Origin of the sequence: Mycobacterium sp. (genome assembly GCF_044370595.1) — a bacterium.
GTDB lineage: Bacteria > Actinomycetota > Actinomycetes > Mycobacteriales > Mycobacteriaceae > Mycobacterium.
Genome location: NZ_JBILVF010000107.1, coordinates 1 through 11,646 on the forward strand (window position 1 = coordinate 1; position 11,646 = coordinate 11,646).

Annotated in this window: 11 protein-coding genes; 2 read left to right on the forward strand and 9 right to left on the reverse strand. The window is 67.3% G+C overall.

Features of this window, described 5'->3' with window-relative positions; all coding sequences use genetic code 11:
* Positions 1-1,398, reverse strand: a 1,398-nt coding sequence (locus tag ADBZ5N_RS13350; protein ID WP_526258084.1) for an FAD-binding oxidoreductase, incomplete at its 3' end; no start/stop codon positions are given.
* A 53-nt stretch (positions 1,399-1,451) separates the two neighbouring features.
* Between ADBZ5N_RS13350 and ADBZ5N_RS13355 the strand changes: the two genes are divergently transcribed.
* Positions 1,452-2,027 carry a TetR/AcrR family transcriptional regulator gene (locus ADBZ5N_RS13355; protein ID WP_526258067.1) on the forward strand — a complete coding sequence of 192 codons (576 nt, stop codon included), beginning with the start codon at positions 1,452-1,454 and terminating at the stop codon, positions 2,025-2,027.
* A gap of 11 nt (positions 2,028-2,038) precedes the next feature.
* Positions 2,039-3,559 carry a glycerol-3-phosphate dehydrogenase/oxidase gene (locus ADBZ5N_RS13360; protein ID WP_526258069.1) on the forward strand — a complete coding sequence of 507 codons (1,521 nt, stop codon included), beginning with the start codon at positions 2,039-2,041 and terminating at the stop codon, positions 3,557-3,559.
* On the opposite strand, the gene ADBZ5N_RS13365 is transcribed toward ADBZ5N_RS13360, so the two are convergent.
* The 8 genes from ADBZ5N_RS13365 to ADBZ5N_RS13400 form a co-directional block, all read right to left on the reverse strand.
* Complete coding sequence (locus ADBZ5N_RS13365; protein ID WP_526258086.1) at positions 3,556-4,158, reverse strand: class I SAM-dependent methyltransferase; 603 nt, start codon at positions 4,156-4,158, stop codon at positions 3,556-3,558. The two genes, ADBZ5N_RS13360 and ADBZ5N_RS13365, sit on opposite strands and share 4 nt — an antisense overlap.
* A 66-nt stretch (positions 4,159-4,224) precedes the next feature.
* Positions 4,225-5,655 carry an acyl-CoA carboxylase subunit beta gene (locus ADBZ5N_RS13370; protein ID WP_526258071.1) on the reverse strand — a complete coding sequence of 477 codons (1,431 nt, stop codon included), beginning with the start codon at positions 5,653-5,655 and terminating at the stop codon, positions 4,225-4,227.
* Positions 5,656-5,696: 41 nt separating this feature from the next.
* The gene (gene kasB, locus ADBZ5N_RS13375; protein ID WP_526258073.1) at positions 5,697-6,950 is read right to left on the reverse strand and encodes a 3-oxoacyl-ACP synthase KasB; all 1,254 of its coding nucleotides are present in this window, start codon (positions 6,948-6,950) and stop codon (positions 5,697-5,699) included.
* A gap of 26 nt (positions 6,951-6,976) precedes the next feature.
* A complete protein-coding gene (gene kasA / locus ADBZ5N_RS13380) occupies positions 6,977-8,245 on the reverse strand; it encodes a 3-oxoacyl-ACP synthase KasA (protein WP_526258088.1) in 1,269 nt (422 codons plus the stop codon).
* A 2-nt stretch (positions 8,246-8,247) separates the two neighbouring features.
* Entirely contained in the window at positions 8,248-8,547 is a 300-nt protein-coding gene (gene acpM, locus ADBZ5N_RS13385; RefSeq protein ID WP_526258075.1) for a meromycolate extension acyl carrier protein AcpM, read from the reverse strand.
* 75 nt (positions 8,548-8,622) lie between these two features.
* Entirely contained in the window at positions 8,623-9,525 is a 903-nt protein-coding gene (locus tag ADBZ5N_RS13390; RefSeq protein WP_526258077.1) for an ACP S-malonyltransferase, read from the reverse strand.
* 126 nt (positions 9,526-9,651) lie between these two features.
* The gene (locus ADBZ5N_RS13395; RefSeq protein WP_526258079.1) at positions 9,652-10,959 is read right to left on the reverse strand and encodes a PucR family transcriptional regulator; all 1,308 of its coding nucleotides are present in this window, start codon (positions 10,957-10,959) and stop codon (positions 9,652-9,654) included.
* A gap of 261 nt (positions 10,960-11,220) precedes the next feature.
* A partial coding sequence (locus tag ADBZ5N_RS13400; protein WP_526258081.1) for a transketolase-like TK C-terminal-containing protein occupies positions 11,221-11,646 on the reverse strand: 426 nt, incomplete at its 5' end.

Sequence of the window (11,646 nt, forward strand, 5' to 3'; positions counted from 1 at the left end):
CACCTTCGCGGTATGCCACTGCGCGGCCGCGTCCCCGCGCTGCCCGGCGACGACGGTGAAGTACAACGAGGCGCCGGTCGGATAGACATGCGAGATGTGGCACATCACCAATGCGCTTGTGCCGCTTGCGGTCAAACTGGAGGTCAGCGCCTCGGTAACCGCAGCCTTCAGCGTCGGAACATTCGACCAGGTGGTCGCGGTTTCCAGGGTTTCGCACAGCGCCCCGGCGTTCAACAGTGAGTCGCGCAGGTAGGGGGCGTCGAAACGGCCCTGCTCCCAGGCCTTGGCGGCACCCTCGCCCAGCGACGTGCCACCGTGCGCTTCCAGCACGGCCCGGGTCTCGGCATGCCGGCTCTCGGCGTGGGCCGCGGTGCCCTCGAAGACGGTGATGGCCAGGCAGCCACCGGTGACGCTCTGTTCGCCGATGCTGTGGGTGGTGGCCAGGTTCACTCCGGTCTCGACCTCGTCGGACAACCGCAGCACGGTCGGGCCGGTCCCGGTCTGGATGACGGCGCGCAATGCGTTGGCACCGGTGCCGAAATCGGGGAAGGACCAAGCCTCGTAGCGAACCGCTTCGGGTACCGGATGAACTCGGACCCGGACCCGCGTGATGACCCCGAAGACGCCTTCGGAGCCGCAGAACAGTTCGCGCAGATCCGGTCCGGCGGCCGAAGCAGGGGCCCGGCCGAGGTCCAGTGGGCCGGCGGGGGTGATGACGTGCAGACCGCGGACCATATCGTTGAACCGGCCGTATCCGGCCGAGTCTTGACCGGAGGACCGGGTCGCAGCGAAACCGCCGATACTGGCGAAGCGATAACTCTGCGGGAAGTGGCCCAGAGAGAAGCCGCGTTCGCCGAGCAATTTCTCGGCCTGCGGCCCGGTCATCCCGGCGCCGAGTTCGGCCTCACCGGAGGTCTCGTCGAGCCAGTGCAGCGCGTCGAGGCGACGCAGATCCACGGTGACAACGGATTCGAACTCGCCGCGGATCGGATCCAGACCGCCGACCACGCTGGTCCCACCGCCGAACGGCACTACGGCGATACGGTGCCGTGAACAGTAGCCGAGAACTGCAGCGATCTCGTCCTCGCTGCCGGGAAGAATCACCGCGTCGGGTGCATCCTGATGGATCTGCTTGCGGCGCAGAAGATCCGGGGTGGACTTTCCGCCTGCGTGCAGTAGTCGGTCATGGTCGCCGGTGCGCAGGTACTGCTCGCCGACGATCGCGGTCAGGCCGGCCCGGTGGGTCTGGGCGAGTGTGGACGCCGACAACTGCACCTCCTTGAGGGAGGGTGCGGCGATCTCGGTGCCCGACACTCCAAGCGCCTGTTCGAGCAGGGCGCGTATCCCGGTGGACAACGGCTTGGACAGCGCGGGGTCACCCCAGGCGTCCCAGGCCATCGGAGGTAACAGGTTTCCCGCATCGGTGTCGACCACGGGTTACAGTATTACAGATGTTGTCAATCGGTAACGCTGAGTCGGTAGACGACCGGATCCTCGCGGCCGCGGCCAGTTGCGTCCGTGATTTCGGTGTCGAACGGGTCACCCTGGCCGAGATTGCCCGCCGCGCGGGAGTCAGTCGACCGACGGTCTACCGTCGCTGGCCGGACACCCGCACGATCCTGGCCTCGTTGCTCACCGATCGGGTCACCGGGGCCTGGCGCGAGGTTCCCGCAGACCCGACGGGCCGAGAAGCGTTGGTGGAGCGGATCGTTGCGGTGGCTGCCAGACTGCGTCGCGACGACTTGCTGTTGGCCGTGCTGCGATCAGCGCCGGAATTGGCCATGGTCTACATCGCCGACCGGCTGGGCACCAGCCAGCAGATCCTGATCGACCTGTTCGCCGAGGAATTGCGAAACGGTCAGCAGGACGGCACCGTTCGGCCGGGCAACCCCCGGAAACTGGCCGCGATGGTGCTGCTCATCACCCAGTCGGCCATCCAGTCCGCCCAGATGGTGGAGCCGATCCTCGACGCGGACGCGCTGAGCGTCGAACTCACCTACGCCCTGAACGGATATCTGTGCCCATGAACAACGCCCCCATGAACACTGCCCTCAACGCCGCGCGTCGAACCGCCGACCTGGCCGCGCTCGCCGCGAAGGGTTCGGTGGACGTCGTCGTCATCGGCGGCGGCATCACCGGAGCCGGCATCGCCCTGGACGCCGCCAGCCGCGGGCTGTCAGTGGTGCTGGTGGAAAAGCACGATCTGGCTTTTGGGACCAGCCGCTGGAGCTCCAAGCTGGTTCACGGCGGTCTGCGCTACCTGGCCAGCGGCAATATCGGGATAGCGCGACGAAGCGCAGCCGAGCGAGGAATCCTGATGTCGCGCAACGCTCCGCACCTGGTTAAGGCGATGCCTCAACTGGTTCCGCTGCTGCCATCGATGAGCCGCGGCCAGCGAGCGCTGGTTCGGGTGGGTTTCGGTGCCGGCGACATGCTGCGCGTCCTGGCTGGCACCAAATCCTCAGTGCTGCCGCGGCCGCGCCGGATCAGCGCCCAGGATGCCATCGCAATGGCGCCGACGATACGTCGCGACGGCCTCGACGGCGCCCTACTCGCCTACGACGGGCAACTGATCGACGACGCCCGCCTGGTAGTCGCGGTTGCGCGGACTGCAGCACAACACGGGGCGACCATCCTCACCCGGGTGGCGGCGGCGCAGGCAACCGGATCGTCGGTGCGGCTCACCGACACGCTGACTGGGGAGAACCTGGACCTCAAGGCGCGAGCGGTGGTCAATGCCACCGGTGTGTGGGCGGCTGAAGTAGACCCCTCGATACGATTGCGGCCCAGTCGCGGCACCCACCTGGTGTTCGACGCCGCGTTGTTCGGCAATCCCACTGCTGCACTGACGATTCCGATCCCGGGTGAGACCAACCGTTTCGTCTTCGCCATGCCCGAGCAATTGGGTCGGATCTATCTTGGGCTGACCGATGAGGAGTCGCCCGGCCCTATCCCCGATGTGCCGGAGCCGACGCCGGAGGAAGTGACGTTCCTGCTCGACACTGTGAACACGGCACTGCAGACGGCCTTGTCGACGGCGGATGTGACGGGCGCATATGCCGGGCTGCGGCCGCTCATTGACGCCGGCGAGGGCCGGACGTCCGACCTGTCTAGAGACCACGCGGTATTGGAGTCGGAGTCCGGGATGTTCAGTATCGTCGGGGGCAAACTCACCGAGTACCGGCATATGGCGCAGGATGTGCTGGATCGGGCGATCGCCGGGCGGGGACTGAGCGCCGGACCGTGCCGCACGACGAATCTGCCGTTGGTGGGCGCGGCGAGCAATTCCCCGGCGCCGCAGCGCAGTCCAGCTGCCCTGCCCGATTCATTGGTGGCGCGGTACGGCGCGGAGTCCCTGGCCGTCGTCGCCGCCGCCCGCTGTGCGCGCCCGCTGGACCCGGTGGCCGAGGGTATCGACGTCACCCGTGCCGAGTTCGAGTTCGCCGTCACCCACGAGGGTGCCATGGATGCCGGGGACATTCTCGACCGTCGGACCCGGATCGGGCTGGTGGCCGCCGACCGGGACCGATCAGCGCCGGCTACAGCCGAATTCGTCTAACCGGTCTTGGTCGCCCGGCCGAGGGCGAACTCCGACGACGGGGCCGGCAGCCACGCCGGCAGGGGCGTCGGTATCGGTACCTGTTCGTGGCGGGCGGTGTCGATGGTGAATCCGGCTTCGAGGATCGCGTGTTCGGTGTCGCGGTGGGTGTGGCAGTTGCCGGACAGCCGTGGCCACACAGTGGCGTCGGCCAGTCGCTGCAGCCGTCCAGGCCACCCTGAACTCGCGACGTGTTCCAGATAGCTCAGCTCACCACCAACCTTGAGCACCGATTTGATCTGCGCCAGAGCCTGTCCCAGGTCGGCGACCGAACACAAAACGAGTGCGCATACGACGGCGTCGAAAGGCTCAGCTGCGGAAAGGGTCTCGATTGCGGCCGGGATCACCGTCACCGGCACGGGTGCTTCGGTGGCGGCATGCCTCGCCTGGGTGAACAGGCGGGGCTCGGGTTCCAGCGCGAGTACCTCGCGCACCGTATCGGGGTAGAGCGCGAAATTCGTCCCGGTGCCGGCACCCACTTCGAGCACCCGGCCAGAGAGCCCGGCTAGGTTCTCCCGTCGCAGGTCGTGCAGCGCCTGGGACTCTCGGGCGGCCTTCATCGTCCAGACCCGCGCGAAGAAGGGGTGGTCGAAACTCTGAGTCGCCACGTTCCTACGCAACCGCCGCTACAGCGGGATGTTCTTATGCCGACCGCGGCGGTGCGGGGCCTCGGCAAGCGCCTGAGTCAGCTTGCTGCGGGTGTGGGCCGGGTCGATCTTCTCGTCGACCACGCCGATCTCGATGGCGCTGTCCACGCCGCCGGCGATCCGTTCGTGCTCGGCGGCCAGTTCCTCGTGCAAGGCCTCGCGCTCGTGCTCGGGGGTGGCGGCAAGCTTCTTCTTGTGCAGAATCCCCACGGCCGCTTTCGCGCCCATGACCGCCACCTCGGCGTCCGGCCAGGCGAATACCTTGCTGGCGCCCAGGGAGCGCGAGTTCATCGCAATGTAGGCCCCGCCGTAGATCTTGCGGGTCACCAGCGTGACCCGGGGGACACTGGCCTCACCGAAGGCGTGCAGCAACTTGGCGCCGCGCCGGACCACGCCGCCCCACTCCTGGTCCACGCCCGGCAGGTAGCCCGGTACATCGACGATCACCACCAGGGGGATGCCGAAGGCGTTGCACAGCCGGACGAAACGGGCTGCCTTCTCGGCGCTTTCGGAGTTCAGGCAACCACCGAGCCGCAACGGGTTGTTGGCCAGCACGCCGACGGTGCGCCCGGCGAGACGGCCCATACCGACGATCATGGACGGGGCCCACTTTGCCTGGAACTCCTCGAACGTGGTGACCTCGTCGTCATGGTCCAGCAACGCCTCCACGATCGGGTGGACGTCATAGGCGCGCCGCGGCGAATCGGGCAGTAGCGCGTGTAGGTCGACCTCTGCCGCCTCGGCCTTGGTGCGGTCGAAATGGCCCTGCTGGCAGAAGAATCCGACCAGTCGGCGGCCGCGGGCGTAGGCGTCGTCTTCGCCGTCGGCGACGATGTGGCACACGCCCGACTTCTTGTGGTGGGTGTCCGGCCCACCAAGGGATTCCATGTCGACGTCCTCGCCGGTGACACTGCGCACTATGTCGGGACCGGTCACGAAGATGCGCCCCTCCGGAGCCATGATCACCACGTCGGTCAGCGCCGGACCGTATGCGGCGCCGCCGGCGGCGAAACCAACGACCACTGAGATCTGCGGGATGTGCCCGGATGCCCGGATCATCGCCTCGAACACCAGGCCTACCGCGTGCAGCGCGCGAACACCCTCGGCAAGACGGGCACCACCGGAATGCCAGATCCCCACGATCGGGCTGTGTTCCTCGATGGCTAGGTCGTAGGCGTCGACGATGTGCTGACAGCCCTCCACGCCCATCGCGCCGCCCATCACGGTGCCGTCGGTGCAGAACGCGATGGTGCGCACACCGTTGACGGTTCCGGCCGCGGCCAGGATGCCCGAGCGGTCACGCTCATGCAGCAGTTCAACGCTGTCGTCGTCAAAGAACTTGCGCAACCTCAACAACGGATCGCGAGGGTCAAGCGACTCGCCGACCACCTCGGGGGCCATGATCGTCATCCAATCTCCTCGTCTTGCGTTGTTGTGCTCGGGTGGCCGAATCAGTACTTACCGAAGGCGATGGCGACGTTGTGCCCACCGAATCCGAACGAATTGTTCACCGCGTACCGGAAGTTTCCGGTACGCGGTTCACCGGCCACCACGTCCAGGTCGATCTCCGGATCGAGGTTGCGCAGGTTCAGCGTCGGCGGGATCACCCCGTCCCGCAGGGCCAGCAGGGTGAGGATGGACTCCACCGCGCCAACCGCCCCCACCGAGTGGCCCAACGCCGACTTCGGCGCATAGACCGCAGGCCGGTGGCCGCGCATTGCATTGTTGATCGCCTTGCCTTCGGCGACGTCACCCACCGAGGTGCCGGTGGCGTGGGCGTTGATGTGGTCGATGTCGCTGGGTTGCAGCCCGGCCAGTTGCACCGCACGGGTAATGGCCTGGCCGGCCTGTTCGCCGTTGGGATCCGGCGCCACGATGTGGTAGCCGTCGGAGGTGACTGAGGCGCCCATGATCCGGCCCAGGATGTTGGCGCCACGGGCCTTGGCATGCTCCTCGGTCTCGATGACCATGAGCGCGGCAGCCTCGCCGAACACAAAACCGTTGCGGTCCCGGTCGAATGGCCGGCACGCGCCGGGCGGGTCGTCGTTGGTGGTCGACAACACGATGCGCATCTGGGCGAACCCGGCGATGGGCACCGCCTCGATCTTGGTCTCCACCCCACCGCAGATTGCCATGTCGGCTTCCCCGTAGACGATGTTGCGCCAGGCATTGGCAATTGCCTCGGAACCGGACGCGCACGCCGAAATAACCGTGGTTACACCGGCTTTGGCTTCGCGTTCCAGGCCGATCACCGCTGCGGCACCGTTGGGCATGAACTTCTGGACCACCAGCGGTGAGACGGCGCGCAATCCCTTGGCCCGCATCCCGTCGTAGGCGAACAGCATCTCCTCCGACGAGCCCATCCCGGTGCCGACCGACACCATCAGGCGGCGGGTGTCGACCTCCGGTGATCCAGCGTTCTGCCAGACCCGGCGGCCGACCACCGTCGCCATCCGCTGCAGGTAGGACATCCGGCGAAGCTCGACCTTGGTGAGCTCGCCTTCGAAGTCCTCCAGCAGGTGCCCGCCGATGCGCACCGGCAGCTCGTACTCCTCGACGAACGGATCCTCAAGCTTGCGAATGCCCGATTGCCCGTCGAGAAGCTTCTTCCAGGTGTTCTCGGCGTCGGTGGCGAGCGCGGTCGTCATGGCGATGCCAGTGACGACCACGCTCGGCAGCCCGTTTCCCGTTGTCAGCTGTGCCATCGGTGCAGTCGGGTCCTTCCCCGGCCCTAGTACCGTCCGAAGGCGAGCGCGACGTTATGCCCGCCGAAACCGAACGAGTTGTTGATTGCGCACTGGTAATCGCCGTAGCGCGGTTCCCCGGCAACGACATCCAGATCGATCTCCGGATCAGGAGTCTCGTAGTTCAGCGTCGGCGGGATGACCCCGTCACGCAGAGACAGAACCGTGAGGATCGACTCCAGAGCGCCCACCGCTCCGATGGAGTGGCCCAGAGCAGACTTCGGTGCGTACACCGGCGCGTGCTCCACACCGGCGACCCGGATGGCGGCCGCCTCGGCGAGGTCACCGATGGACGTCGACGTGGCGTGGGCGTTGACGTGGTGGATGTCCGAAGGGGACAGACCCGCAAGTTCCATCGCCCGCTTCATGGCACCGCCGGCCCGCAAACCGTCCGAGGCCGGCGCCACCATGTGGAACGCGTCCGAGGTGATGCCCGCACCCAACAGCCGGGCCAGGGGCTTGGCGCCCCGGGCCTTGGCATGCTCTTCGGTCTCCAGGATCATCATCGCCCCGGCCTCGCCGAACACGAAGCCGTCCCGGTCCTTGTCGAACGGCCGGGAAGCGGCCGCCGGGTCGTCGTTGCGGGTCGACATCGCGCGCATCATCGAGAACGCCGCGATCGGCAGTGCCTCGATCATGCCCTCGACGCCGCCGCAGACGGCGATGTCGGCGTCACCCATGACGATCTGCCGCCAGGCGTGGGCGATGGCCTCCGACCCCGACGAGCAGGCTGACACCGGAGTGATCACCCCGGCGCGGGCGCCCAGATCGAGGCCGACGACAGCGGCCGCGCCGTTGGGCATGATCATCTGAACGGCCAGTGGAGACACCTTGCGGATGCCGCCCTCGTTCATCATGTCGTAGGTTTCGACGATCTTCTCGCCGCCACCGAGACCGGTGCCGATGACAACGGTGAAGCGGTCCGGGTCGACCTCCGGTGCGCCGGCGGCATCCCACATCCTGCGGCCGAGGTACTTCGACATCCGCTGGACGTAGGACATCCGTCGCAGGTCCAGTCGGCCCATGTGGTCGTCGATCGGATCGACAAGGTGCCCGCCGATCCGGACCGGCAGATCCCACTTGGTGACGAAATCGTCCTCGAGGACCCGGATGCCGCTCTGCCCGGCGAGCAGGCCCTTCCAGGTGGTGTCGATATCGGCGCCGAGCGCCGTGGTCGCCTCAACAGCGGTGACCACGACGCTCGGGAACCCCCCGTTGGCGGTTGAAGGCCTCGGGGAGGATCCTGAGGAGGACACCGTCACGACTCCGAAGCGAACTTCTCGCGCAGCGCGGCGGCGGCCTCGGGGTTCTCTTCTTCCAGCTTCTGGATGTAGGCAACCACGTCACCGACGGTGCGCAGGCCGGCCAGGTCCTCGTCCGGGATCTTCACGCCGTACTTGTCCTCGGTCTGCACCGCGATCTCGACCATCGACAGCGAGTCGATGTCCAGATCGTCGACGAAGGACTTCTCCGGGGTGACCTCGGACGGCTCGATACCGGTGACCTCTTCGATGATCTCGGCGAGACCGGCGATGATTTCTTCCTGACTGGCGGGCACTATGTGCTCCCTTCCTGTTATTTCTTGTTGAAACTAATTTCCTGGTCAAACTGGGGTTGTCCCGGCGGGCTGGCGCTAAAGACCGGCTACCCCGTCCAGATCTGCGGGTGCCTTGACGGCGTGCGTCGCGACGCCCCGAAGCTCTCGTTTGGCGATACCGGTCAGAGTGCCCGCGGGCGGGAACTCGACGACTGCGTGGGTGTTGAGCGCGCGCACGGTATCGGTGCACAGGTCCCAGCGCACCGGCCGGGTCAGCTGGGCGACGAGTTTCTCCATCGCATCGCCCGCCGAGGCCACCGGCGCCCCGTCGAAATTGGACAGCAGCGTGGTGGTCGGGTCGGCGGCGCTGACCTGCTCGGCGGCGGCGGCGTAGCCGTCCAGGGCTGAGGCCATGAAGTGGGTGTGGAACGCCCCGGCGGTGGCCAGTTGACGCACCCTGGCCTTGGCCGGCGGATCCTCGGCCAGCTTCTCCAGCGCTGAGACCGCCCCGGCGGCCACGATCTGGCCCGCCGCGTTGCGGTTGGCCGGCACCAGTTCCAGGGCCTCCAGCCGGGCCAGGACCTCAGCCTCGTCGCCACCCAGAACCGCGGACATGCCGGTCGGTTCGGCTGCGCAGGCGGCTGCCATCTCCCGGCCGCGCACTGCGGCCAGTCCAACGGCATCGTCGGGGGAGATGACCCCGGCGATTGCGTAGGCCGCGATCTCGCCGACCGAGTGGCCGGCGACGACGGTCTGCGCGGGCAGACCCCGTTTGGCCAACTCCTCGTAGGCCAGCAGGGTGGCGGCCACGACGAGCGGCTGGGTAACTGCGGTATCGGTGATCTCCTCGGCGGTGGCCGTCGTCCCGAGCCGGGCCAGATCCAGGCCGCTGATCTGCGACCAGGCGGCCAGTCGGTCGGCGGCACCCGGCAACTCGAGCCACTCGGCGAGCATGCCGGGAGTCTGCGAGCCCTGGCCGGGCGCGAGGAAGGCGATCACATCTCTAAGAGAACACTGTGAACGCTGATTTTCGGGGTGTAAGGGATTATGAACCTTGTCTTAGGTTTTTGTAGTAACCCTACAAAATTGCCTTCGTCTGCGACGTCAGCGAGACCAGCCCGCGATCTAGTTGTCCCGACCCAGGCCAACCAGCGGTGATGTGAGCTGTGCTGCCGAAACGCCGGCACTGCCCTGCGGCCTGCCCGTCGGGGCGGCCGGATAGCCCAGTCGGCCGACGGTCGTGGCAACTCGCAGCACGTAAGCGTCCCGGGGCACGGTGGGATCTCGTCCGGTGAAGTCGGTGATCCGCTTCAGGCGGTAACGGACGGTATTTGGATGAACGAACAGTTTCCGGGCGCATGCCTCGATGGCGCCGCCGCTGTCGAGGTAGGCGTCGAGGGTCTCCGACAGAACGGGTCCGGCGTCGGCCAGCGGGCGGGTGATGTCGTTGTAGAGGGCTGCCACGGCGGAGGTGTCCCCAATCAGGGCGCGTTCGGGCAGTAACTCGCGGGCTGCGACCGGTCGCGGCGCGCCGGTCCAACCGGTCACCGCGTTCATCCCGGAGATTGCCTCGCCGGCACTGAGATGGGCCGCGGTCAGCATCGGGGCGGTGGGGCCGATCACCACCGGGCCGTCGGAGAACGCGTTGAGCAGGTCGTTGAAGAACCGGTCGGTCGGAGACAGCGGACCCGAGATGATCGCGATCAGCCAGGTGCCGTGGATGTCGGCCAGTGCCGCCCGGTCGTGACGGAGGGCGATGTCGCGTACATCCTCGCCGGCCACCTCCTCCCGGTCTGACGGTGGCGTGCCGACCACCACCGTGGCGGGCGCGGTGGTATCCCAGTTCAACGCCGCCGCGCGGGACAACAGTTCCGGGCCGGTGTCACCCCGGACCACCGCGTCCACCACGCTGGCCTCCATCCGGCTGTCCCAGCTGCCGCGCGCCTCGGCGGCATCGGCGTAGGCGCCGGCGGCGGCGAAAGCGAGGTCCCTGCTGTAGCGCAGGATGGCGACGGTCAGCGCGGTCAACTGCTCGGCGTTGCGGGCCACCATCGGCACGACTTCCTCAAAGAACTCCATGGTCACCCGCACCATGTCCACGGTCTGGGCCAGGGCGATCTTGCGGGTGAGGTCCTGTGGGACCAGTTCGAATGCCTGTGCGGTGTAGCCGACCTGGCTGGCGGGGTTGCGGACCCATTCGGCGAAGTTGACCACCGCGGCCTGAACGACCAGTTGCACGCTGGCCCGCTGGGAGGCTTCCAGGCCGGCGAAGAACGGCAGCCGTTTCTCCATGGTGCGCACGGCTTCGGTGGCAAGTCGGCCGGAGCGCCCCTTGAGTCGCCGCAAGGTGGAGTCTGGGATGTCATCGAGCAGTTCCAGCGGTGATCGGCGCTGCTCAAGCAGTTGACCGTCTGGCGGTGGGTTGTCCGACATATCTAAAAACTACGCCATTTTTTGGCAAAACCCGATAAACGGACCCTGTCACCAGCCCCGTGCCCCCGCCGGGATTGCATTCCCGCAGTCAAACATCGAGGGGCCCACTGCGTGGATGCAATCTGGGCGTTCGACTACGCACCTACGCGACTCCGGACCCGATGTCCTCGCCTACGCGACTCCGGGACCCGATGTCCTCGCCTACGCGACTCCGGGATCCGATGTCCTCGCCTACGCGACTCCGGGATCCGATGTCCTCGCCTACGCGACTCCGGGATCCGAGGTCTGTTCAGGCGCGGCCATCACGTCGTCGATCCGGTACTCCTGTGCCGCGGCGATAGCCACCGACGGGTCGACTTCGCCGTCGCCGGCCAGCGCCTCGAGGACGGCGACCACTACCGACTCCGCGTCGGTGTTGAAATAGCGTCGCGCCGCCGGGCGGGTATCGGAGAAGCCGAACCCGTCAGTCCCCAGGGTGACGTAGGTGTTCGGCACCCACTGCCGGATCTGCTCGGGCACCGCCCGCATCCAGTCCGACACCGCCACCACCGGTCCGGTCGTCTTCGCGAGCAGTTCGGTGACGACCGGGGTGCGCACCTGCCGGTCGGGGTGGCGCAGTCGCTCCTTCTCGACGGCCAGGCCGTCGCGGTGCAGTTCGTTCCCACTGGTCACCGACCACACGTCGGC